The organism is Bacillus sp. FSL W8-0640, from assembly GCF_038007725.1.
Lineage (GTDB): Bacteria > Bacillota > Bacilli > Bacillales > Bacillaceae_G > Bacillus_A > Bacillus_A cereus.
In genome coordinates this window covers 471,721-497,166 of the sequence record NZ_JBBOXT010000001.1, presented here as the reverse complement: position 1 = coordinate 497,166, position 25,446 = coordinate 471,721, and the positions used below count along the sequence as shown (strand labels likewise).

Here is a 25,446-nt window from a genome sequence, read left to right as displayed (position 1 = left end):
CTCCTCATTCCTCTTCGCGTTTCATTTGCAAAAATATCTCGATTTCATCAATAGAGAATCCTTTTCGATATAACGCTTGTTTCATCTTGTTTTCAAATGTCCATCCATCATGCTTCTTATATTTCTCATAATATTTATTCCCATGATAGTGTAACGCTTCTTGTTGCTTTTCGTCATCTTTTTCGTCTTTCAATTCTTCCAAACAAATTTGAATTATTTCTCTAGAATATCCTTTTCGAACAAGCATCTCATCTAACTTTAGTTTCATTTGTAAAAAAGAATGTTTTTGATAAGATTTTTTCTTCTTCTCTATGAGAAACAAGGCATTCTCAATTTGCTTTTCCTTCGGATATTCTTGTAAACTATGTGTAATAATTAAATCCTGAACACCTTTATTTAATAACTCTCTTTTAATAACAGTTGGACCTTTTCGATTCACATTACTTTGCGTTCGCGTATATAAAACAGCATACTCTTTATCATTAATATATCGGTCATGTAATAATTTCGAAACGACTTCAGAGATGATGGCCTGTCCCACTTCTTTTTTTCGTAAAAAATCTTCTATTTCTTGTTTTGTTCTCATTTGATAGGATAAATAGGAGATTGCTTGTAAATATGCTTTTTGCACTTCTTCATTGTACAAAATATTTCCTAACTCGATTTCATCAATTTCTAAGCCTTTTTGTAATCCATGTTTTATTAAGATTACTTGATCCACACTAAATCCGTACTCTTCGCCTTGACCTTTATCAATATAAATATTAAATCGTTCTTTCGATCGTTTTTGTACTTCTATTTTTGTAATGACAGCCATACTCTCACCTCTCTATTATTTTAACATAGTCGAGGAACATTTTTTCTTTTCAAGAATATATATAATGAGGAGGAAATACTTGTGAAAATCGCAATTTCTGGTGGTACAGGCTTTATCGGCAAATCCCTTTCTACTTTTTTTATTCAAAAAGGATATACTGTTTACATTCTCACACGAAAAAAAACTACTGAAACTTCCGATCCTAACCTTCAGTATGTTCAATGGACACCAGATTTACAAACCTTCCCCCTCTCTTCTATTGATGTAGTTATTAATCTAGCCGGAGAGTCTATTAATAGTAGATGGACAAAGCAACAAAAGAAAGCCATTTTAAACAGTAGAATTCAAACAACAAAAGGACTCATTAAACAATTGCAGGGACTCCATACAAAGCCACACACATTTATTAACGCAAGTGCTATTGGATACTATGGAACGTCTGAAATAGAGTCTTTTACAGAACAGCATGAGACTCCTGGAAATGACTTTTTAGCAAATACAGTATATTCATGGGAACAAGAAGCATCTAAAGCACGTTCTCTCGGAATACGAACAATCTACGCAAGATTTGGAGTTGTATTAGGTGCAAATGAAGGAGCTCTTCCAAAAATGCTACTTCCCTATCAATTCTATATCGGCGGCACCATTGGTTCTGGGAAGCAATGGTTATCATGGATTCATATAGACGATGTCGTTCGTATGATGGATTTCATTATACACAAAAAAGAAATTGATGGTCCTCTTAATATGACAGCACCAACACCTATAAGAATGAAGGAATTTGGAGAAACCATTGCAACTATAATGAAAAAGCCTCATTGGTTGCCTGTACCTTCTTTTATCATTCAAACTTTATTAGGTGAAATGAGCATACTTGTACTAGAAGGGCAACGTGTATTACCCATTAAAGCAATTGAACATGGATACCAATACACATTTCCAGAAATAGACCATGCATTACAAAATATACTTTCGCATACAATGTAGTACTTCTAAAACACAATTTTACATGGGCTCTTTCAAAACTTTCATTTTCTAGGATCCGAAGCATTACCATACAAATAACCTTTCAGTTACTTTCCCTTAACTTCCATTAGCATTATAAAGTAACAGAAATGAGGTACCTATGAAAATATTGCTCAAACAAGCCATTGTATACCCTATTACATCTCAAAAGTTTCAAGGAGATGTACTCGTTACAGGAGAGCGAATTACCGAGGTCAAACCTTTTATTCCACCTACTCAAGATATGACCGTTATAGATGCACGAGCACTCCATCTCTTACCTGGCTTTATTGATGTCCATACTCACCTTGGTCTCTATGATGAAGGTACTGGTTGGGCTGGAAATGATGCCAATGAAACATCTGAAGTTTCAACACCACATATTCGTTCTTTAGATGGAATCCATCCTTTCGATATTGCCTTTCAAGACGCTGTACAAAACGGAATTACAACCGTTCACGTTATGCCTGGCAGTCAAAATATTATCGGGGGTACTACTTGTGTAATAAAAACAGCTGGAACTTGTATTGATCATATGATTATTCAAGAACCTGCTGGTTTAAAGATTGCCTTTGGAGAAAATCCTAAAAAAGTCCATAGTAATGGAACAAAAGAATCCATTACACGTATGGGGATTATGGGGTTACTTCGGGAATCATTCTATGAAGCACAACACTACGGGCACGAAGCTGATTTTCGAATGCTTCCTATTTTAAAAGCATTACGTCGGGAAATACCCGTACGTATCCACGCTCACCGAGCAGATGATATTAGTTCTGCTCTACGCTTTGCAACAGAATTCAATCTCGATTTACGCATTGAACATTGCACAGAAGGACACTTTATTGTTGAAGAACTTTCAAAACACAATTTGAAGGTTTCAGTTGGTCCCACTCTGACACGCCGTTCTAAAATCGAACTAAAAAATAAAACATGGGATACTTACCATATATTATCAAAAAATGGTGTGGAAGTTTCTATCACAACAGATCATCCTTATACACCCATTCAATATTTAAATGTTTGCGCTGCTGTTGCAGTAAGAGAAGGGTTAGACGAGAAAACAGCACTAGAAGGAATCACCATATTCCCAGCACGAAATTTGCGTTTAGAGGATAGAATTGGAAGCATCGAGGTTGGAAAAGACGCCGATCTCGTGCTATGGACTCATCATCCTTTCCATTATTTAGCCAAGCCTGTACTAACTATGATTGATGGAAAAATAATTTACAAAAAAAATAAAAAAAACTAGTTTATTTTTTTGACTAGATAAAGTATTATACGATTATAAACTGAATGAAACCATAATCAATTTGTGTCGTGATTATCATTTTCAAATTGATGAATGGGGAAGGCAAATGGTGCGCCACCAGCGTTAGAAACTGGTTCTAGTGGGTTCGATTCCCACCCCGAAATTTTTTAAAGATTGATATAAAAATTTCGAGGGTGGGGTGTTTTTTCGTCATGCTACCCTCGTGTGAGGAGGAGTTAGTATGTTGAAAAAACGCGACTTACACGACAGCCACGTTCTATACGAGTTAATGGTGGATCCAGCTGTCTTCCCTTTTGTGCGTCAAAAGGCTTATTCTTATGAAGAATATTTATTCTTAACGAAACAAACGATTGAAGCTGAAGAGCGTGGTGAATTAATTTCACGCACAATTTTAGATGAATGGGGTAACCCTATCGGAACAATTACTTTATTTGATGTGCAAGAAAAAGCTGGATTTCTCGGGACATGGCTTGGCAAACCATATCATGGAAAAGGCTATAACAAATTGGCAAAAGATTCATTTTTTAGTGAACTTTTCTATGAATTAGATATTGAAACAATTTTCATGCGTATTCGTAAAATAAATATTCGTTCTATTAAAGCTGCAGAAAAACTACAATATGTGAATCTAGCAAACGAAACAAGAAAAGCCGTATATGATGAAATTAACGCAAACGAAGAAGTGTATAACCTATATGAAATTCCAAAAGATCAATACACACTTGCTACAATGCGAGATACAACCTTCCAAGATGCTCATCAATTAAAAGAAGCGTAATCTAAATTTTCTGAAATGATAATCAATCGTTAACATTTTCCATATGCGTATATCCCCTCATGTCTTTGGAAACGATAAATAGTAACTTTAAGACACGAGGTGATTTGTAATGGATAAAAAGAAACGTGATAAAGCAAAAAACACATTATCTAGTACACAAGAAGTTCTCTATCAACGCGAATTTCAAAAAGCAGATCGTGCAGCAGGATATCGCTCGAAAAGCATTTAAAGTGAAAATGAATAATTAGAAGTTTCCCCCCTAATTATTCATTTTCATTACATAATTTTCTCGACTGATAGAAGTAAGCAAAAAAGCCCCTTATACATAAGGGACTTTTTTGCTGTGGACAACTTTATCCACAAAACCGATGAAATTGTTAGTAATTTTCAAAAACATTTAATATTTTTCTATATTAAAGCATATATCAGCTGTTTTAATTGTGGATATTTTTCTAAAAATTGTGGACAATGTGGATATAGTTGTTAATATTCCGACTTTACTGTTTAATGAAAGCGCAATCCTTTTGTGGATAACTCACTAAATTTTCTTTAAAAATAATAAAGAACCCTCTTTACATATACAAAGAGGGTTTCATATTAAGTAAAAGATTGTGCAAGAGCAGGTGATTTAATAGGTATATGACGCGGTTCTGCATGATTTTCTGCCAAAATTGCATCTACAATATGACCAGCTGGCTCTGGAAGATAGATGCTTTTCATTGCTTCTTTCATTTGAAGAAGCTTCACATCATCTTGTAATAATGCCTCTGTTTTTGCAAAAACCTCACTATCATCGCGAATGACAACTGCTGCTCCCTTTCTTTCAAAGTACATCGCATTTTCATTTTCTTGTCCTGGAACAGGCTTATATAAAATGACAGGTACTTGCAACGCTGCTGCTTCACTTAATGTTATTCCGCCTGGCTTCGTAATCATACAAGAAGTAACACGGAATAATTCATCAATATTTTCAACATACCCAAACACTTTTAATGCATCGGAATTTTGCTTCTGTAAACTTAATAAATCCTGTTTTAAAGCTTCATTTTTCCCACAAACGACAACTACTTGTAAATTAGGCACTGACATAAATGATTGGCATAGTTCTTTTACATTTCCTAATACCCCATGAGCACCTGCTACAATTAGTAAAATCTTTTTATTCTTACATAACTGATATTTATTATATATGATTTCTGGATTTACCTTTAACTCAAAACTACTCCGAATTGGAATTCCTGTTTCAACAATTTGTTCCGCAGGTACACCGATATCAACCATCAATTCTTTCACATGATCCGTTGCAACAAAATAACGATCTACTTCTCGATGAATCCATATTTTGTGCACGCAAAAATCCGTTAATACGTTATAGACAGGAATTGAAATACCTGTTTGTTTCTTCAATTCTGGTACAGCGATAATTGGAAATGTATTAATTACAATATCTGGTTTCTCCACCTGTAACAGTGTTTTCAAACGTTTTCTTCCAAAGTTCGCATACCAAGATGCTATTTTCTTATCATAAATTTTTTCTACCCCGTAATAAAACAAACGATATAATTCTTTTCCTATTGTATAACTTTTTAAATATAGATATTTTGTAATGTCAGTTATAAATGGATGTGATTCTCCAAACAAGTCGCATACAATAACATCTTCAATTCCTTTTTGGCGAAATGTTTGTTCTAATGTTTTTGCTACTTGCACATGACCATTACCGTAATGTGCAGTTAATATTAAAACCTTGGGGTTTTTTATCAAACAAATCCACTCCTAGCTTTTTGTTTCTCCATATTGCATATACGACAATAGGAAAAACATTTTCCTTAAAAATTACATAAACAGATTCTAATAATTCCCTTTCAGCTATGTACCTGTCGTGGATATGCAAAGCATATAAGATTGACCCCTTAATCCTATCTGTGCTCATATCTTTACATTATACTTTCCTATAAGAGCTTTCGCAATAACTTACAAATGTTCTCTATTCCATGATACTCACTCTTTTACTTCTTAATTCTTTTTACTATTTTGATTTCCCTTTACAATTATGTAAATTTCTCCATTTATTCCGTACAAAATTATGGATATTCTATTTTCAGTATACTCTTTTATCAATATATACTCTAGATTTTATTGTAAAGAAAGCAAAAAGCCTAATCCAATATTTGGATTAGACCGCTTGTAAAATATATTTAGCATGTTCTACATTTTTCTCAGTAGGTGGTTCTACATTTGCGAGTGGATACTTGTGTCCAAGCGCCTCCCATTTATATACACCAAGCTTATGATATGGTAACACTTCAACTTTTTGAACATTAGACAGACTTTGAATAAAGCTAGATAGTTTTTGTAGATCCTCTTCATTATCCGTAACACCAGGAACTAATACGTGTCGTACCCAAATCGGTTTATTCTTATCCGATAAATAACGAGCAAATTGTAAAATATGTTCATTTGGTTTCCCTGTTAATTTACGATGCTTTTTGGAATCGATATGTTTCAGATCCAATAAAACTAAATCTGTATAATCCATTAAAATATCTAGCTTATTTTGGAATTCTGGTTCCTCAGAATAACAACCACCAGAAGAGTCGATTGTTGTATGGATACCAGCCTCTTTACACTTTTTAAACAACTCAATTAAAAAGTCTAGCTGTAATAATGGCTCTCCACCGCTAACTGTTATACCGCCTCCGGAAGCTTCAATAAATGGAAGGTAACATGTCACATCCTGCATCACTTCTTCAACTGTTATTTCTTTACCTTTACCGATTTCCCACGTATCAGCATTATGACAATATTGACAACGTAATAAACACCCTTGTGTAAATATGACATAACGAATCCCTGGGCCATCAACAGTACCACAAGACTCTACAGAATGTATTCTTCCTTTTACCATGTTACTTCCTCCTTTATTGAAACAGCCTCCCTTCGCTATATATTAAGAGCGAAGGGACACTTTTTTCATTTACATGCTTTCATGCATTGTACGGTTAATTACATCAATTTGTTGTTCACGAGTTAATTTAATAAAGTTTACAGCGTAACCAGATACGCGAATTGTTAATTGTGGATATTTCTCAGGATGTTCCATTGCATCCATTAATGTTTCACGGTTAAATACGTTAATATTTAAGTGGTGGCCTTCTTTTACTGCATAGCCATCAAGCATTGATACTAAGTTACGTACTTGTACATCATCTTCTTTACCAAGTGCTTTCGGAATAATAGAGAATGTATTAGAAATACCATCTTGTGCATCTTCATATGGTAATTTAGCCACAGATAATAATGAAGCTAATGCACCTTTTGTATCACGTCCATGCATTGGGTTCGCACCTGGTGCAAATGGTTCTCCAGTACGGCGGCCATCTGGAGTATTACCAGTTTTCTTACCGTATACAACGTTAGATGTGATTGTTAAGATTGACATTGTATGAACAGAATTTCTGTATGTTTTATGTTTACGAAGTTTATTCATAAATGTTTTTACAAGATTTACAGCAATCTCATCTACACGATCATCATTGTTACCGTATTTAGGGAAATCTCCTTCAATCTCGAAGTCAACTGCAATACCATTTTCATCACGAATTGGTTTTACTTTTGCGTATTTAATTGCACTTAATGAATCTGCTACTACAGATAGACCAGCAATACCTGTTGCCATTGTACGAAGAACGTTTGTATCATGAAGTGCCATTTCAATACGTTCATAGCTATATTTATCATGCATGTAATGGATAACATTTAATGTGTTTAAATATAGACCCGCCAACCATTCCATTGTCATATCAAACTTATGCATAACTTCTTCATAATTTAATACTTCAGAAGTAATTGGTGCGTACTCAGGACCAACTTGTGCTTTAGATTTTTCATCTTTACCACCGTTAATCGCATATAATAATGCTTTCGCTAAGTTTGCACGAGCTCCGAAGAACTGCATTTGTTTACCGATTCTCATTGCAGATACGCAACATGCAATACCGTAATCATCGCCGTATTCAGGGCGCATAATGTCATCATTTTCATATTGAATTGCTGATGTTTTAATAGACATTTTCGCACAGTAGTTTTTAAAGTTCTCTGGTAATTGTTTAGACCAAAGAACAGTTAAGTTTGGTTCTGGAGCTGGTCCTAAATTATCTAATGTATGCAAGAAACGGAATGAGTTCTTTGTTACTAATGGACGACCATCTAATGCCATACCACCGATAGATTCAGTTACCCAAGTTGGGTCACCAGAGAATAATTCATTATAATCAGGTGTTCTTGCGAATTTCACAAGACGTAATTTCATAATGAAGTGATCTACAATTTCTTGTACTTCTTCTTCTGTTAAAGTACCATTTGCTAAATCTCTTTCAATGTAAATATCTAAGAATGTAGAAGTACGCCCAAGACTCATTGCAGCCCCGTTTTGCTCTTTAATCGCTGCAAGGTATGCGAAGTATAACCATTGGAATGCTTCTTGCGTGTTTGTTGCTGGCTTAGAAATATCGAAGCCATGAGAAGCGGCCATTTCTTTTAACTCTTGAAGTGCACGCATTTGCTCAGATAACTCTTCGCGTAAACGCATTGTATCTTCGCTCATTACACCGCCAGTTAAATTTAAATCAGCTTTTTTCGCTTCAATTAAATGATCAATACCATATAACGCTACTCGGCGATAGTCACCGATAATACGTCCACGTCCGTATGCATCTGGAAGACCCGTAATAACACCTGATTTACGTGCATTTCTCATTTCTGGTGTGTATGCATCAAATACACCTTGGTTATGAGTTTTTCTCCAATCTCTAAAAATACGACTAAGTTCTTTATCCATTTCGTATCCATAAGATTCACAAGCTTGTTCTGCCATACGAATACCACCATATGGTTGTAAAGAACGTTTAAATGGTTTATCAGTTTGGAAACCGACTACTTTTTCAATATCTTTATTTAAGTATCCAGGGGCATGTGATGTAATAGAAGAAACAATTTTTGTATCCATATCAAGAACGCCACCGTTTTCACGTTCTTTCGTTGTTAAATCCATTACTTGATCCCAAAGTTGTTTCGTTGCTTCAGTTGCTTCTGCTAAGAAAGATTCGTCTCCTTCGAAAACGTTTACATTATTTAAAATGAAATCGCGAACATCAATCTCTGCTTTCCATTTTTCACCTTTAAAGTTTTCCCATGCGTTTTTAACATTTTCTAATACTTGAGTCATCCTAATCTCCTCCATTTTTGATTAGTACAGGACTAAGATTTTTTATATAACAGCTTACACACTTAGAATACTACTTTTTTACGAAAGTGAACGAAATAGTTGTGACATGTTTGTGAAATATTGAGCAAACTACTATATATATAGTGTTAACTTCATTTAAAAGTCTTTAAAATTAACCCTTTCCTTAATTGTATTTTTTTGGTATCCTTATATACGAGTCCTATTTTGTAATATAAGAACAATACCCATTGTAGAGCTGTAATACTCTTATCTCCTAATCTGTTATAGTTTTTATAACAGAACAAAAAAGTGTACACATGTTGTACACTTTTTTGTTACTTCTATAAAACATCTCTTTTTCTATTGCCATCATAGAATCCGCCACGATTGTCTGTTAATGAAATTATTTGCTCTAGTCCCTCTATATGATCACCTATAATTCGAAGTACAGCTGGAGGGTGACCTATTTTTGCGAAATGTTCACTGGGACGAATACGGTTCATCTTATCAACCTCAACACGATATACACATGCAATTTCAAATCCAGACAGAAGAGCCTTCACTTGTGCTACACAAGGTGACAATAAAGATTTATACCCAATTGCTTTCAAACACTTTTGGCTAAATGCATTAGGTACCGCAATAAGTGAGCCTACCCCTAAATCCTTTCTATCACAAGCTAAATTTAGTGCATACTTAAATGCAGTTACAAGATGAAGTGGTACTCTTAAATCTAAATAGTGATTTAAATCATTTAATGCGACGTCCTTTCCATCTGCTATAGCTTTTGCAAAAGGATATAGCTCACTCGCTGGAATAATAAAATCGCCGTCTATAAATAACACAATTTCTCCTTTGGCAAAATAAGTTCCAAGTGAGCGCCCTACATCATTTCCGAGTGCTTCTTTATATACAATTGTCGTTGCCCCTTTGTCTTTTGCAATTTTTTTCGTTTTATCTGACGAACCATTTACGACAACGATAATTTCGAAGGGTTCAATTTTGCGAAGCTCTTCTATAACGTTTCCAATTGTTTTCTCTTCATCTTGTACGGGAATAACAACAGATAGTTGCTTTCCTTTATACAAATTAGATGTGACGCCCCATCCTTGATAAAACTCTTCAAAACTTAAAGTATGATAGACACTATCCCTTTTCCTATTTCCATCATAATATCCTCCGCGCTCATCACTGCTTAATATCCGTGCCGCTACTGCTTCTATATGATCACCTATCATTCTTTTTTCAGATTGGGAAAGATTTGTTCCATATGCAGCATGCTGGAATGGACGAAATTTATTTGGCGTAATAACGTCAATGGCGCAATGACGACTAATTCTCCATTTACTTTGAAGTAGGCGTAAATGAGCCACAATAGGATTAACAAAACATTCATATCCGATGCTTTGAACGACTTCTTTCGTCAGCGCATGAGGTACATCTAATAAAGAATTAATTTTTAATTCTTCACGCTCTAACATTGCATTTAATATTTGGCGCCATACTGTAATAGAAGTAGGTTTTTGCCTTTTTAAAAATAATGCATCCAAATTATTTAAAACTACATCTGCCTGATCGTATAAAATCGGATTAAGGAATAATTTTAATTTTGAAGTTTGAATAGCAAAATCACCATCTATAAATAGTAATACATCACCTATCGCATGTTTTGCGCCGACTGCACGTCCAACATCGTTCCCTAGTAGCTCTGTATGTTTGATTACTTTACACCCTAAACGATCTGCAACATCTTCTGTTCCATCATTACAACCGTTTGCTACTACAATAATTTCTACTGGATTTAATGGTCTTACCGATTGAATAACGTCTGAAATCGTATCGACCTCATTACATGCAGGAATAATAACAGATAATGACTTAGCCATTGTTTTGTTCACGAAACCACTTAATTGTTTCCTTCAATCCGTTTTCCCACGTTACTTTCGCCTGAAATTGAACAAGCTTTTTTAATTTTGTTACATCTGGTCTTCTATTTGGAATTTCTTCAAAACCATGAGGATATACTTCTTCAAAAGGCACTTGTACAATCTTCGAAGAAGAATTCGTTAATTTTTTAATTACTTCTGCTACTTCTTTTATACTCTGTTCATTCTCAGAACCTATATTAATAATCTCACCATTTACCTTCTCATCCATTGCCCGAATTGTTGCTTCTACCGCATCACTCACATACGTAAAACAACGTGTCTGCTTTCCATCTCCATATACGAGAATGTCTTCTCCTTGCAAAGCCGCACTAATAAATCGCGGGATTACCCCTGCATACGGACCATCTTTCGCTCTTGGACCATAAATATTAAAATATCGAACAATCGTTACCGGTAAACCTTCTAATGCGTATCCTAAACATAATGTCTCTTCCAACGTTTTACAAACTGCATAACTCCAACGAATTTTAGAAGTTGCCCCGTATAATCGATCTCCCTCTTCAGAGAAAGGCGGCTTGGCCTTACCATATACTTCTGAAGTAGAAGCAAAAACTACTTTCTTCTTTCCTTTTAACGCTGCTTGTAAAATATTTCTCGTCCCATCAAAATTCGTTTCTATGAGCTCTATACTTTTTTCCATTGTTGTTTTCACACCTAAAATTGCTGCTAAATGAAACACGACATCATGCTGATCTACTAATTCATAAATAGAATTTTTATCTAAAACACTTATTGGAATAACACGGATTTTTTTCATTAACTCTTTATGGTACTTATTTTTACCTTTATAAAAGTTATCCACAACAGTGACCTCATAACCTCTTCTCATCAACTCTTCAGCTAAATGCGACCCGATAAATCCGGCCCCACCTGTAATTAAACATTTCTTACTCATTTACTCACCTTCTTTACAATCCCGCGTGTATCTATTACTCGGTCCATTCCTTTAAAAAGCTTCCAATCAATATTAGAATGATCCGTTAAAATTAAAATACAATCCGCTTTTTTAACTTTTTCTTCATCTAAAGAAACAGATTGATACACCTTATCTCCAATTTCCGCGAAAGAAATATAAGGATCATGATATTCTATCTCGTATCCTTGATTTCTTAATAATTGAATAATCGGTAACGCTGGTGATTCTCTCAAATCATTTACATCTTTTTTATACGCAATCCCTACAATTAACACCGTTGCAGGTGATTGCACCACACTTTTTACTTTCCGGACCATTTTCTCTGGCATTTCTTCATTAATTATATGTGCTGCCTCAATTAATTGACTAATTGCCCCATTCTTTTTTATTCTCCATTGAAAATATAAAGGGTCTACTGGAATACAGTGTCCCCCTATCCCTGGCCCTGGCCAATATGGAGTAAACCCAAATGGTTTTGTAGATGCCGCTTCAATGGCCTCATAAAAATCAATGCCTAAACTTTCACATAGTGTGTTTAGTTCATTTACTAAAGAAATGTTAACTAAGCGCTGAATATTTTCAAATAGCTTGCACATCTCTGCTACTTTCGGAGAGCTAACAGGTACAACTTCGTCAAAAATGGTACTATATAAATCCTGTACCTTTTGTCTACACTTTTCTGTTTGTCCACTAATAACTTTTGGAATAGCTTGAACTGAATATTGACTATTTGCTGGATCAATTCTCTCAGGGGAATATCCGATATAGAAATCTTCCCCTACCTTGTTACTATTTTGAGAAATAATAGGTATGATGACTTCTTCAAGTGTGCCTGGATATGTGGAGCTTTCAAAAATGAAGGTTTGTCCTTTTTGAAGGTTTTGTTGTATATAATGCGAAGCTGAAATGAGGGCACTTAAGTCTGGTTCTCTTTGTTCATTAATTGGAGTCGGGACAGTGACAATAACATAATCACTACTTTGAAAATCAGCAATGCCTTGATCCGGTGTGTTTACTGTTAATTTTTTTTTCGTCAATAAACTTTGTAACTCTTTAGAAGAAACATCTGGAATATAACTTTCTCCTTTTATAATTGAGTCTATTTTTCTAATATCTTTATCTAATCCAAGTACTGTATGCCCTCTTTCTGCAAAATGTACCGCTAAAGGAAGGCCAACATACCCTAACCCAATAATAGCTACTTTACTACTATTCATTTGTATTCTCTTCTTCCCTTCTCAATTGTTGAATGATATCTCTATCTCTATCTCCATCAGTAAAGCCACCACGTTCGTCCGTACGTTGTAATAAATACGTAACCGCCTCAAGTTGATCACCGAAAATACGATCAAACGCTGAAATACGCCCATTTACAAATTCGTGTTGCTCTGGACGTACTCGATTTGTTTTTATAACATCTACTAACTCTACTGTTGTAATAGAGAATCCTTCTAAAATAGCTTTCACTTGTGCTAATGGCGGAATGATAAGGGAGTCATATCCTATTTTCTCTATTACCTTCTTATGCATGGCATGTGGTACAGCAGTTAGTGAGTTATTCCATAAATCTGGTCTTTTCGCTACCAAATTCAAAAAGTATTTTCCCATACTAATTGGATCTGCTGGATGAAACATATCTAATAAGCATTGTAAATCATTTAACACCACGTCATTTCCATCTTCAACAGCATGTAAAAATGGAGTGAGTTTTTTTGCTGGAATAACAAAATCACCATCAACGAATAAACAAATATCTGCCGTAGCATGCATAGCCCCTATTGCTCGTGCTACATTATGTCCAAGCGCCTTCGTAAATTCAACTACAATAACATTCTCTAGCTTTGCCTGTTTAACAGTCTCAACATCTGCTCCATTTGCGACAACTATAATTTCATCTACACCTGCTTCTTTCACTTCTTGTATAACAGACCTTATAATTATTTTTTCTTCTGATACCGGGATAATGGCACTATATTTCGCTTTTTTCTTTTGTAATAAAACTGGTTTATACTTTCCTACAAACGCTCTATCTCTATTGTCCTCTGAAAAACCACCGCGATTACCGTATGTTTCGATTACGTATTGTAAAGCACGCAAATGATCACCCATAATACGACTAGTCGCTTTCGGATAAGGAGAGCCAGGTGATGTGCCCGTATGGACAGGACGAACTTTATTTGTGTAAATGACATCAACTGAAGCCATATCAGAAATATCTACTCCTCTAGACATCGCCATCGCTTGAAATAATGCTGGATCTGCTAAATTCCACCACCCCAGTTTTTCAATCACTTTACGACTTATCGCATGTGGTATTGCAATTAAAGATCCTACAACAAACTCCTTCTTGTTCAAATAACGATTTAACATATATTTTCCAACCGTCGTATAATGCGGTCTCATCTTCAAATAAACGGACCATGTTAAATTATTTAAAACAATCTCATGTCCTTGCTGTATTCCTTTAATAAAATTGTATAATTCTTCACTTTTCATGACGATATCACCATCTAAAAATAAAACAATTTCACCTTTTGCTTCTCTAGCACCAATTGCCCGTCCCACATCATTACCAAGGGAATATCTATAATAAATCACACGGCAATTATGCTGTAGCGCTATTTCTTTCGTACCATCTGTCGATCCATTATCTACTATGATAATTTCATATGGTTCGAGCTTTCTTACTTCTACTAAAACTTTTGATAAAGTACTTGCTTCATTATGCACTGGAATAACAACTGACACTCTCATACTTGTATCACTCTTACCCTTCCAAGCGAACATAAGCAATAATAGGAATACGCACAACTACATCTTCTGGTGGTCCATAAGAAGGAGAAGTACGAACAATTACTGCCCCATCCGTCACAGATAAAAGAACGCCTGCAATGATTTCTACAGCTGTCACAACTTGCACTAGTTCCCCAACATGGTTACGTAATTCATCAGTAAATAACATATATAACGCTCCTTTCTTACGCTTCTTTAATTGATATAATACTTGTAAATGGTAATAAAACTTCTGTTCCTATTCCTTCTTGCAATGTTAAGAAGTCATCACCAACTGCTACAATAACGCCTGTTAACTGTCCCACTGTCACAGTAATTTCTACGTTTTTACCTAAATACTGCTCTGCAATTTCTTTAAAAGGTGATGTAGTACATTCTTTTAAAATGTTACAAATAATAGATTGAAATCTACTTGATTCAATAACTTCTTCAGTAGCTTGCTTAGAGTTTCTTTGAATAAATCTCGCGAAGTTTTGTGAAAATAAAAGTCTTTCCACAGCAGGTAATAACTTATTATCTAAAAAATAATCTAATTGCCTATTAAACAATCTCGATAATTTATTCCAATATTTTCTGAACAGACACATACACTTCTCCTCCTATTATTTTTAGATTATAAAATTTCACATCCATACATCTTAATGTATACAAAATAGATATTTTTGTGATAGGTAAGACATACATTTTCTAAAAGAAATATTTGGTTCAAGGCATAAAAAAAACTATCCAAAAGGATAGTTTCTTACACTTCAATATTCCGCAATATCGAATAAATATCGTTATTCACTTTACCAAATGATTTAATGTTATTTTGAATGTTAGATAATAAAACAACATATACACTACCATTTTTACTAAATCCGTTTAAGCAATTCCATCCTGGCATTACACCGTGATTCGAATAGCTTCCTGGGTCTACGTACCATCCAAACCCGTAATCCTTTTTTCCACCCGTAAACATTTGATCGTAACTCTCTTTTGAAATTAATTTACCAGAGAATAGTGCTTCGTTAAATAAATATAAATCATGCGCACTTGTGTATATATCACCACAACCATATAGTTGTGACATGCTCGGAATATTAGGTGTTGTCATATTATTATTTACTATTTTATAACCCGTTGATGGGAATCTTGTTTGTTCTAACGCTGTGCCAAAACCAGAATGTTTCATACCCGCAATAGCAAAAATATGTTGCTTAATATATTCTTCGAGCGACTGTCCACTTACCTTCTCGGCAATGTATGCAAGTATAGAGTAGTTCGAGTCAGAATACTTCCATTTCTCTCCTGGACCACCAATACGCTTTTGATTTCCTATCCGCTTTATCAGTTCTTCATGAGAAATATCTTCTTTTCCCTGCTCATATTCGGGAATCCCTGATGTATGTGTTAATAGATGTTTTAGCTGAATACTATTACCTTGAGGAAAATTTGGAATATACTTTGCAACAGTATCTTCTACTTGTAATTTATTTTGATCTTTCAACTGCATAATAGCAGTTGCTACAAATGCCTTTGAAATAGAACCAATATAAAAAGTCGTCTCTGAATTATTCGGTACTTTCTGTTCTTTATTTGCCATACCGTACCCTTTATTCAAAAGAACTTTTCCATTCTTTACAATAACAGCTGTCCCGCTAAATCCTGCGTTTTGTAAATACTGGTCTAATTGAGCGTTTTCATTAATTTCTTGAGGTGGTCCCTCGGGAAGCTTCTCCACAGCTTGCGCTTGCTTCACTTGTTCTTCCTGCTCTTTTTGTTTTTGCTTCTGTACTTCTTGTTTCTTTTTTTCTTCTTTCTTTTTTAGCTCTTCTTGTTTCTTCATTTCTGCTGCCGCTTTTAAAGTTTCTTCTTTCTTATTATGCGCAACAATTTTTGTATACATAAAATATACAAGTGATAATAGTAAGACGAGAATGATTGTTCTTTTTATGTATACAATCGGCCGACGTACTTTCCCATTCGCATTATTTTTTTCCTGATCCATAATTGCTTTTTTCCCCTTACTCACCAATAATTTAATTCCTCTATTAAAGATTTATTTTAGTAGATTATGGATAATCCATTCTATATCATCCCTACTTTATCACGCACTGCACATATTACCAACCTATATGTACAAAAAAGAAAAAGAAAATTTACAAAAGTAAGATTCCCGTTAAATTATTAACAAAAAAAAGAGGATATCCTCTAAAAAATTGATTTTATCAATCTTTTTGGACATCCTCTTATCTCATTATTTATACGTGTTTTTTCATATCATCGGCAACAGATTCAACATTTGTACCTACGATAACTTGTACACTTGTATTACTTAATTTCATAACACCTTTTGCACCAGCACGTTTTAATGCTGCTTCATTTACTTGACCAGCATCTTTTACTTGTAAGCGTAGACGTGTTGCACAGTTATCAATAACTGTTAAGTTTTCTTTTCCGCCTAAAGCTGCTACGTAAGTTTCACCGATTGAACCTGCAACTGGTGCCTCACCATCTTCAACTAACTCATCGTCATCTTCACGACCAGGAGTTTTTAAATCGAACTTCTTAATTAAGAAGTAGAATACTATGAAATAAATTGCTGCGTAAATTAAACCGATACCTGCTAGTAAGACTGGTTTTGTTGCAATACCGAAGTTTAAAGCGTAATCGATTGCACCGGCACTAAATGAGAAACCATCATGAATGCCAAGCGATGTTGTAATGAATAAAGAAAGACCTGTTAATACAGCATGAATACCATATAATACTGGTGATAAGAACATGAATGAGAATTCAATAGGCTCTGTAATACCAGTTAAGAATGAAGTTAATGCTAGACCAGCTAACATACCAGTAACTGCTTTACGCTTTTCTGGTTTAGCAGCTGCAATCATTGCGAAACATGCTGCTGGTAAACCGAACATCATAACTGGGAAGAAACCAGTCATAAACATACCTGCTGTTTTGTCACCTGCAAGGAAACGAGCAATATCACCATTAACAACATTACCTGCTGCATTTGTAAAGTCCCCAAATACAAACCAGAAGTATGTGTTCATTACGTGGTGTAAACCAATTGGGATTAATAAACGGTTTAATAAACCAAATAATCCTGAACCAATTGCACCTAAATTAACAATTCCATGAGCTAATGCATCAATACCATTTTGAATTGTTGGCCAAATTTGTGCAAATAGAATTCCTAATATCAGCATCACGACTGATGTAACAATTGGAACGAAACGTTTTCCAGCAAAGAAACCTAACCATTCTGGAAGTTTAATCTTATGGAATTTATTATAAAGAAGTCCTGCTATAACACCAACAATAATACCACCTAAGACTTTCATATCTACTTTAGTCGATAATTCAGCAGCCTTAGATACTTGTGTCATTGTATCCGCAAGCTTAGATGGATCTACATTTGCGCTATTACCTATTAAATCTTGGACTTTACTTAATTTACCTTGTAATTCAGCAGTTGAATACCCTTTGCTAAGTGCATCAATACTATTTTTCATAACAAGATAACCAATTGCACCTGCAAGACCTGCTGCACCACTACCATCCACTGAAAGACCGATTGCAATACCAATTGCAAAAATAAGTGCTAAGTTATCAAAAACTGCTGCGCCGGCCTGTGCCATAACAGGAATATCAAATACATCTGGTTGCCCTAAACGAAGCAATAATCCTGCTGCTGGTAGTACTGCGATCGGAAGCATTAAAGCTTTACCAATACGTTGTAAAAACTGCAACATTTTAATTCCCCCTAATTAAATTTATGAAATCGTTATCATTATAAGTACGCTTTAGAAAACGCTTTCTATTACATAACCATAATAACATATAGTTGTATAGATGTGTAGTTTTTATTTCTGAACTTTTTATGGATAAATCTCCTATTTCCAAACTGTTATATAAAAGGAAAATTCTCCTTTTTAAAATACAGAATACTCGAAACGAAAGACCTATTATAGCACATTGAACTTTCGTTTTATCATTCCACTTTTTCATGTTATTATTTATTTCCGAGCATATCGGGAAAAGTAAACTTAGTTAATTCAAAATAGGAGCGTTGGTACTATGCAGTGCATTGAAACAAACAACTTACAACAGTTGTTAGAACAAGTAAAACCATATACGAAAAAAGGAAAACTTGCTACTTATATCCCCGAACTAGGAAATGCAAATCCAGACGATTTAGGGATTGCCATTTTCCATAAAGAAACAGAATATATCCATGCAGGCAACTCACAAACACTATTTACTCTTCAAAGTATTTCCAAAGTAATTACACTTGCCCTTGCCCTTTTAGACCGTGGTGAAGAATATGTATTTTCTAAAGTTGGAATGGAACCAACGGGTGACCCATTTAATTCTATTATTAAGTTAGAAACGACAAGTCCGTCCAAACCCCTTAATCCAATGATAAATGCAGGAGCTTTAGCTATTACAAGCATGTTAGCAGGAAAAGATAACGAGGAAAAAATGGAACGTATTCTTCATTTTGTACGTGAAATAACAGATAATCCTACTATTAATTATTCCTCTAAAGTTGCCGATTCAGAACTAGAGACAGCTTACCTAAACCGTTCACTTTGTTATTATATGAAACAAAACGGAATTATCGATTGTGATATTGAAGAACTTATGGATTTATATACTCGTCAATGCGCAGTTGAAGTAAACTGCATCGATTTAGCACGTATCGGCTTAATTTTTGCAATGGATGGATATGATCCATATAAGAAAAAACAAATTATCCCTAAGCATATTACAAAAATTTGCAAAACATTTATGGTCACATGTGGTATGTATAACGAATCTGGTGAATTTGCAATTCGTGTTGGTATTCCTGCAAAAAGTGGTGTAGCCGGTGGTATTTTTGGCTGCGTAAAAGGAGACATGGGAATCGGTATTTTCGGACCAGCTTTAGATGCAAACGGAAATAGTATTGCCGGTTTTAAAATCCTTGAACTTCTTTCTGCTCAAGAAGGTTGGAGCATTTTTTAATCGCGAGTTATCCTGCTATACTAGCAGGATTTTTTATTTCGCCAAAACCTCACTTTTGTCAGTTATCAATCCTCTTACAAAAACAGTGCTGAAAGTTTCTCTATATCATGCATATTTGTTCCCCCCTCCTGAATAATATAGTACAACCTAGCGCTATATGTGGAGGTGTGAAAGATGAAACTAATATTTCAAATGGGAAAACAACCTGTTCTTGAAAAAACAATCCTTCTTTTTATATTGAGTATTGTAGAAAGCTTGAAGTTAAAAGTTGTTTCACTCGACGAAGCTCACCGATACATATTCAATTTAGAAGTACTTGAATTATTAATGGATCGGAACATCGATGATCAAGTACTTGAACTTATTCATTTCGGGATGGGACTTGAAGACATTTATCATGTGCTTCCTGAAGAACTTGAGCATACGATTGAGGAATTAAAGTGGCTTTGCATTCAAGTATTAAGTGAGTACAGTATGCATGAAGAATCCGAACAATTAATTGAAGATATACGGTAAAAAAGCACCTATGTAGGTGCTTTTAATGTTTTTTTAAACTATTTTTATACGCCTCAATATTTACTGGTAGCTCTTCCTCTTCCAAAGTATGTTCATTTACATCTTTATGAATGAACGCACCTTTAGGTGGTTGATGATCATGCCCTTTTTTCTTATGATCAAATGCTTTCCCGCGTCCCATACAAATCCCCCTTTCTTAAAAGAAATCCGTATTAGTATGGAGAAAAGTACGTCGATATATGCAATCTCTTGCTGTATTTCCAAGGAAATACTCGAACCTTGTTTTCTACTCTCCTTACAACAACTGATCGATCCCAATAAGAATTAATAACACTCCTGCGATAACTGTCGCCCATTTCCCTAAGTATTCTGCTAAAAATCGTTTTCCTACATACGCAAAACCACTAATACAAATAAAACTAAACACCCCAGAAATAGTCGCTGTAAGCCAAAGATTTAAATTTGTTACCCCTGCATCAAATCCACCTGCAATATTATTAATAGACAACGCAACTCCTAAAACAATTGCTTCTGAGAAACTAATTGTTTTAGAACCATCAAAATCTGCTTTTTCCGGATCACGTAAAATTCCCATAAGTACATTATCATCTTTAGAACCTGCAGTATTTTTTTGGCCCAAGAAAGGCTGACATAAAATAAACACACCGATTATCCCTAAAACGATTGCTCCAATCAGATTTGCTGTAAACTCTGAAATAAATAACGCAATCCAGTTTCCAAAAAATCCAGCTAGTAAAGTAAATAAAAATCCAAAGAATGCGATGATAAAATTGTTAAACCACGAAATACGAATTTTACGAATGCCATATGCAATTCCAACACCTGCATTATCTAAATTAGAAGCGATCCCGATTAAAAAAATTGAAAATAAGCCTACCGTACTCATAAATAGTCACCCCTTTTTCTCACTTTTCAATGCATATTATGAAAATGTTGAGCAACTGTGCCTGTCTGTTTCATATACTTGTAATAAATGCTCAATATTTTTTCAACACTAAAAAAGGAGTGCCTACACTATGGCTAATGAAAACCCGAATGATCGGCTTGGCAAATTAATAAAAAAACTTTTAAAAGAACGCGCCTTATCTATGCGCCAACTAGGAATACTTACAAATATTGATCCTGCAACAGTCTCAAGAATTATTAATGGTAAACAACCGCCAAAACAAAAACATCTACAAAAATTTGCAGAATGTCTTCAAGTTCCACCCCAATTGTTATTTGATGAAATGTACCCTGATTCTCCTCACATTAATAAAGAAAAAACAGATATGTACACATCTCTTGATACCATTCAGCAAACGCTGCAATCCTCTAACTTATTCGATTTCGATTACACTACAACTCGCGTAAAACAAGAACTCGAAAATTACGAACGCTATGCCCAGACAACAGAAGGCGAAAAACGTATTCATAACAGTTTCGCAAGCAAATTAGAGCAAATTGATAGTGCTGGTCCTTTTATTGAACAATTAACAGATATGTATCAACAATTTTGCAATGAAACCATTTCAAAAGAAGAACGTGCAGTTCTTGGGAGCGCATTACTTTATTTCATTTTATCGACAGATATTATTCCCGACTATCTCTTTCCAATTGGCTATTTAGATGATGCGATCGCCGTTGAATTAGCAAAAGAGAAATTACTTGAAATAAAACGAAAGACATAGCAAAATAAAGAACTATTTCAGTTGTTTATATTCAACTCTGAAATAGTTCAATAAAAAATCGTACAAGTATACATACTCGTACGATTTTACTATGCAAATCTATTTTTTCGTGTGGCACCATTCATATATAAATGCTGTTATTACTTTTGTAAATTCAATTAACTGTTCAACTTCAACTTTCTCATTTACAGAATGTGCTTCTTCTAATGTACCTGGTCCATATATAATCGCTGGAATGTGAAACTCACTAAACCAACCGCCATCAGTTACCGTTGCAGACATATCTAAAATTGCATTTTTTGATAAAATAGACTCGTGTACTGAGCTAAGTTTTTTTACAGCTGCATGTTCCCTATCTACTTCTAATGAAGGGAAAATTTCACCACGATCTACAATCATTGATTCTCCACCCCACTTAAATTGTGGCGGATTTTCACTTAACCATGGATCGGCAGCTGCTACCTTTCCAATATATTCTTCAATTTCTTTTATTATTTGTTCATGTGTTTCGTTCGGATAGAAGTGCACTGTTATCCATAACTGGCACTCATCCGCAATAAACGCCGCATGCCTTCCCCCCTCAATAACAGCTGGATTAATTGTTGTTGTTCCAGATGGATAGCCTTCATATGTTTTCATGACTGCCCAGTGGCGCTCTAATTCTTGTAAACTTTGCACAATTTTCATCATTTTTTCAATCGCACTCGCTCCGAATAAACGTCCCCCTGCATGGATCATTTGCCTACGTGTTGCATCATGAAACGTTTGCGGGCTTTTCACAGTAATCCATCCAGTAATTACGCCGCCCTGTCCTTGCATATGTAAATCACTCGTATCCACTACGACTGCAAAATCAGCATCATAACCTCGCCTGCAGCATTGAAGCGTGCCAGCTTCTCCAACTTCTTCCCCAATTACGGATTGAAAGATTACATCTCCAGGTAATTCAATGCCAGCTTCTTGTAAAAGCTGAATAGCAAATAGTGCCCCAGCCAATCCCCCTTTCATATCTGCTGCGCCACGTCCAACTAACCAGCCATCTTTTATAAATGGATCAAATGGATCTGTTTCCCACGCCTCATCTGCTGACACTTCAGCTACATCCATATGCCCATTAATAATAAGACTTTTATATGAGTCACTTTTTATTCCTTTTTTTACCCCAACAACGTTCGGATCATTCGGATATACATCCCATTTATTAATACTAAAATTTCGTTTTCTTAAAAACTCTGCAACAAATTCTTGCGCTTCATTTGTATTTCTCGCTGGCGGTGCTGGTGTTTCAAAACGAATTAATGTTTTTGTAAGTTCTAACAATTCCTCTTTCCTTGAATCTATTTGTTTTAACAACTGCGAAATTTCTCGATTCATCGCTAATTCCCCTTTGCATACATAGTATGTTTCCAGCTTTATTTTCACAAAAAAAGAGACTGTTTACAATTTTACAGTCTCCAAATTACTCAATATTATAAACTTTCTACTTTTGTTGTATTGATCTTTTCAATATGCTCTACTTTACGTACCTTATTTCTTGTCGCACGATAAAACAGTAAACAAACAATCATAAATGGAATACCACAATACAATGCCATTCTTTGTTCTGGAATAAAGGCCATGCCAACGATTACTGTTACATTTAATACTAACGCAAGCAGTGGTACGAATGGATACAGCGGTGTTTTAAATTTCAGGTCTTTGACATCCCCGCCCTGCTTTATGTATGACCTTCTAGCTAATAAGTTAGATAGAGCAATAGATGCCCAAACTAGTATCGCTCCAAATCCAGCGATAGAAAGCAGCCATAAATAAACTGTATCTTCCGCATAAATACCTGATAATAATGAGAGACAACCTACAATTGTGCTTACAATCAATGCATAAATAGGAACACCGTTTTTAGATAACTTACCAAAAATCGGACTAATCATTCCTTGATTAGACATAGACCATAGCATACGAGAAGTTGCATATAATCCTGAATTCGCAACGGATAGAACTGCTGTAATAATAACGAAATTTATAATATCAGCTGCATAAGGAATACCAATTTTATCAAATACAACTACAAATGGACTTTCTATTACTCCTGCTTGCTGCCAAGGGAATAGTCCAGCAAGAATAAAAATAGATAGTACAAAGAAAACAAGTATACGCCAAACTGTATTGTTAATTGCCTTCGGGATCGTTTTCTCCGGATTTTCACTCTCACCTGCTGCAATACCAACTAGTTCTGTTCCTTGGAAAGAAAAATTAACTGCAATCATCGTAATTAAAATGGCTGATAATCCATTCGGAAACAGTCCCCCGTAATCAGTAAAGCTAGAGAACATCGGTGCTGGTTCATTTCCTTTCATATCTAGAAAACCAAACATTGCCGCCCCGCCTAAAATAATAAATGCAATAATTGTAATTACTTTAATACTTGCAAACCAAAATTCCACTTCCGCAAAACTTCTTGAAGATAACGCATTAATAGCAAAGAGCAGTACCGCGAACACTACACACCAAATCCATGACGGTACATCAGGAAACCAACGTTTCATCAAAATACTAACTGCAATTAATTCAATACCTATCGTAGCAGACCAGTTTAACCACGACATCCATCCGACTACATAACCTGCTGCAGGGGAAATATGCTTTGTCGCATACGTTTGATAAGACCCTGCGTCAGGCATCGCAACAGCTAATTCTCCAAGACAGAGCATCGTTAAATACATTACAAATCCACCGACAAGATACGCTACAATTGCTCCTCCAGGTCCAGCCTCATGAATCGTATAACCTGACCCTAAAAAAAGTCCTGTACCAATAACTCCACCGAGTGCAATCATAAATATGTGCCTACTTTTCAATTCTCTTTTTAATCCTTGGTTTTGATCCATCATATAAATCCCCCCTTTTCACTTTGCCAACCCATTTAATGTAAGCGTTTTTAAAAGTATTCAGTGTAAAAATAATGATTTAAAAGAGCAAAAATACACGTCACTTACATTAATCACTGCCTGTTACTAAAAGGTCATCCCTTACTGTTATTAATAATTTTTGATCAGCAATAGCTTGTCCTTCTACTACTTCTAATGATTCAATATAACCACTGATCCCTATCTTAATTTCTACTTTCTGTTTATCTATTGTTTCAATTAATGCTAATTTCTCCCACTCGTATACGTAAGAACTTTCCGTCACAAATAACTTCTCTACTTTTCCATAACAAGGACTATACACACCTTCTATAACTGTCTTCACTTTATAAATTCCTCCCTCTTATTAATTGACACCAAAACGTTGTATATCCTGTAAAAAGTCATATTCTCCCCTCTAGAGATTTCGAATATTATTTATGCAAAATACGTACCAAGTCTCTAATTCATGTATTAAATGAGAGTTTCATACAAAAAAATGTGCACAACCGCAAAATTTTTCGATCATTTAAAAAGTTTTAAACGAAAAATAGCAAAAATTTTTTGCGATTTT

At 35.0% G+C, this 25,446-nt stretch carries 24 protein-coding genes and 2 pseudogenes; 7 read left to right on the top strand and 19 right to left on the bottom strand.

The window, feature by feature from the left end:
• Positions 1–4: 4 nt before the first annotated feature.
• Positions 5–817 (bottom strand): recombination regulator RecX, encoded by an 813-nt coding sequence (recX, locus tag N2V80_RS02565; protein ID WP_061655997.1) that lies wholly within the window; start codon positions 815–817, stop codon positions 5–7.
• 81 nt (positions 818–898) lie between these two features.
• Here recX and N2V80_RS02560 point away from each other — a divergent pair, with 81 nt between their 5' ends.
• From N2V80_RS02560 to N2V80_RS02545, 4 genes are all read left to right on the top strand, one after another.
• Positions 899–1,804, top strand: coding sequence for a TIGR01777 family oxidoreductase (locus N2V80_RS02560; RefSeq protein WP_000684380.1), 906 nt, complete (start codon positions 899–901; stop codon positions 1,802–1,804).
• Positions 1,805–1,943: 139 nt separating this feature from the next.
• Entirely contained in the window at positions 1,944–3,074 is a 1,131-nt protein-coding gene (locus N2V80_RS02555; protein ID WP_000698314.1) for an amidohydrolase, read from the top strand.
• A gap of 241 nt (positions 3,075–3,315) precedes the next feature.
• The gene (locus tag N2V80_RS02550) at positions 3,316–3,873 is read left to right on the top strand and encodes a GNAT family N-acetyltransferase (protein ID WP_000914737.1); all 558 of its coding nucleotides are present in this window, start codon (positions 3,316–3,318) and stop codon (positions 3,871–3,873) included.
• 109 nt (positions 3,874–3,982) lie between these two features.
• Positions 3,983–4,102, top strand: a complete 120-nt coding sequence (locus tag N2V80_RS02545; RefSeq protein WP_000358482.1) for a YfhE family protein — start codon at positions 3,983–3,985, stop codon at positions 4,100–4,102.
• 368 nt (positions 4,103–4,470) lie between these two features.
• Here the strand turns inward: N2V80_RS02545 and N2V80_RS02540 are convergent, their stop codons facing one another.
• From N2V80_RS02540 to N2V80_RS02480, 13 genes and pseudogenes are all read right to left on the bottom strand, one after another.
• Entirely contained in the window at positions 4,471–5,637 is a 1,167-nt protein-coding gene (locus N2V80_RS02540; RefSeq protein WP_000594688.1) for a diglucosyl diacylglycerol synthase, read from the bottom strand.
• A 412-nt stretch (positions 5,638–6,049) separates the two neighbouring features.
• Positions 6,050–6,781, bottom strand: coding sequence for a pyruvate formate-lyase-activating protein (gene pflA / locus N2V80_RS02535; protein ID WP_000238467.1), 732 nt, complete (start codon positions 6,779–6,781; stop codon positions 6,050–6,052).
• 69 nt (positions 6,782–6,850) lie between these two features.
• Positions 6,851–9,100, bottom strand: a complete 2,250-nt coding sequence (gene pflB, locus N2V80_RS02530) for a formate C-acetyltransferase (protein WP_000195464.1) — start codon at positions 9,098–9,100, stop codon at positions 6,851–6,853.
• A gap of 152 nt (positions 9,101–9,252) precedes the next feature.
• A pseudogene (locus N2V80_RS02525) lies at positions 9,253–9,473 on the bottom strand (hypothetical protein).
• A complete protein-coding gene (locus tag N2V80_RS02520; protein WP_002100715.1) occupies positions 9,442–10,986 on the bottom strand; it encodes a glycosyltransferase family 2 protein in 1,545 nt (514 codons plus the stop codon). The pseudogene N2V80_RS02525 and the gene N2V80_RS02520 overlap by 32 nt, the downstream one beginning before the upstream one ends.
• Complete coding sequence (locus tag N2V80_RS02515; RefSeq protein ID WP_000037023.1) at positions 10,979–11,944, bottom strand: NAD-dependent epimerase/dehydratase family protein; 966 nt, start codon at positions 11,942–11,944, stop codon at positions 10,979–10,981. Before N2V80_RS02515 ends, N2V80_RS02520 begins: the two co-directional genes overlap by 8 nt.
• Positions 11,941–13,182 (bottom strand): nucleotide sugar dehydrogenase, encoded by a 1,242-nt coding sequence (locus N2V80_RS02510; RefSeq protein WP_001088932.1) that lies wholly within the window; start codon positions 13,180–13,182, stop codon positions 11,941–11,943. Before N2V80_RS02510 ends, N2V80_RS02515 begins: the two co-directional genes overlap by 4 nt.
• Positions 13,175–14,719, bottom strand: a complete 1,545-nt coding sequence (locus N2V80_RS02505; RefSeq protein ID WP_001266461.1) for a glycosyltransferase family 2 protein — start codon at positions 14,717–14,719, stop codon at positions 13,175–13,177. The genes N2V80_RS02510 and N2V80_RS02505 overlap by 8 nt, the downstream gene beginning before the upstream one ends.
• A gap of 13 nt (positions 14,720–14,732) precedes the next feature.
• Complete coding sequence (locus N2V80_RS02500; protein WP_000899469.1) at positions 14,733–14,927, bottom strand: hypothetical protein; 195 nt, start codon at positions 14,925–14,927, stop codon at positions 14,733–14,735.
• 16 nt (positions 14,928–14,943) lie between these two features.
• On the bottom strand, positions 14,944–15,345 hold the full coding sequence (locus N2V80_RS02495) for a hypothetical protein (protein ID WP_000335548.1): 402 nt from the start codon (positions 15,343–15,345) through the stop codon (positions 14,944–14,946).
• A gap of 155 nt (positions 15,346–15,500) precedes the next feature.
• Entirely contained in the window at positions 15,501–16,748 is a 1,248-nt protein-coding gene (locus N2V80_RS02490) for a serine hydrolase domain-containing protein (protein ID WP_000371841.1), read from the bottom strand.
• Between the two features lie 253 nt (positions 16,749–17,001).
• A complete protein-coding gene (nagE, locus tag N2V80_RS02485; RefSeq protein ID WP_000938903.1) occupies positions 17,002–18,504 on the bottom strand; it encodes an N-acetylglucosamine-specific PTS transporter subunit IIBC in 1,503 nt (500 codons plus the stop codon).
• Between the two features lie 141 nt (positions 18,505–18,645).
• Positions 18,646–18,760: pseudogene (locus N2V80_RS02480) on the bottom strand (transcriptional regulator).
• 69 nt (positions 18,761–18,829) lie between these two features.
• Here N2V80_RS02480 and glsA point away from each other — a divergent pair.
• Positions 18,830–19,759 carry a glutaminase A gene (glsA, locus tag N2V80_RS02475; protein ID WP_001149850.1) on the top strand — a complete coding sequence of 310 codons (930 nt, stop codon included), beginning with the start codon at positions 18,830–18,832 and terminating at the stop codon, positions 19,757–19,759.
• A gap of 174 nt (positions 19,760–19,933) precedes the next feature.
• Positions 19,934–20,275 (top strand): DUF3969 family protein, encoded by a 342-nt coding sequence (locus N2V80_RS02470; RefSeq protein WP_000766604.1) that lies wholly within the window; start codon positions 19,934–19,936, stop codon positions 20,273–20,275.
• A 22-nt stretch (positions 20,276–20,297) separates the two neighbouring features.
• Here the strand turns inward: N2V80_RS02470 and N2V80_RS02465 are convergent, their stop codons facing one another.
• Complete coding sequence (locus N2V80_RS02465; protein ID WP_000532409.1) at positions 20,298–20,456, bottom strand: hypothetical protein; 159 nt, start codon at positions 20,454–20,456, stop codon at positions 20,298–20,300.
• Positions 20,457–20,570: 114 nt separating this feature from the next.
• Positions 20,571–21,182: a sporulation membrane protein YtaF gene (gene ytaF, locus N2V80_RS02460; protein WP_000108728.1), complete on the bottom strand. Its 612-nt coding sequence runs from the start codon at positions 21,180–21,182 to the stop codon at positions 20,571–20,573.
• 130 nt (positions 21,183–21,312) lie between these two features.
• Here ytaF and N2V80_RS02455 point away from each other — a divergent pair, with 130 nt between their 5' ends.
• Positions 21,313–21,966 carry a DUF1232 domain-containing protein gene (locus N2V80_RS02455; RefSeq protein WP_001262775.1) on the top strand — a complete coding sequence of 218 codons (654 nt, stop codon included), beginning with the start codon at positions 21,313–21,315 and terminating at the stop codon, positions 21,964–21,966.
• A 99-nt stretch (positions 21,967–22,065) separates the two neighbouring features.
• On the opposite strand, the gene N2V80_RS02450 is transcribed toward N2V80_RS02455, so the two are convergent.
• From N2V80_RS02450 to N2V80_RS02440, 3 genes are all read right to left on the bottom strand, one after another.
• Positions 22,066–23,340 carry an acetylornithine deacetylase gene (locus N2V80_RS02450; RefSeq protein ID WP_061655996.1) on the bottom strand — a complete coding sequence of 425 codons (1,275 nt, stop codon included), beginning with the start codon at positions 23,338–23,340 and terminating at the stop codon, positions 22,066–22,068.
• 95 nt (positions 23,341–23,435) lie between these two features.
• The gene (locus N2V80_RS02445; RefSeq protein ID WP_000969251.1) at positions 23,436–24,857 is read right to left on the bottom strand and encodes an amino acid permease; all 1,422 of its coding nucleotides are present in this window, start codon (positions 24,855–24,857) and stop codon (positions 23,436–23,438) included.
• A 106-nt stretch (positions 24,858–24,963) separates the two neighbouring features.
• Positions 24,964–25,218 (bottom strand): biotin/lipoyl-containing protein, encoded by a 255-nt coding sequence (locus N2V80_RS02440; protein ID WP_000859489.1) that lies wholly within the window; start codon positions 25,216–25,218, stop codon positions 24,964–24,966.
• Between the last annotated feature and the right edge of the window lie 228 nt (positions 25,219–25,446).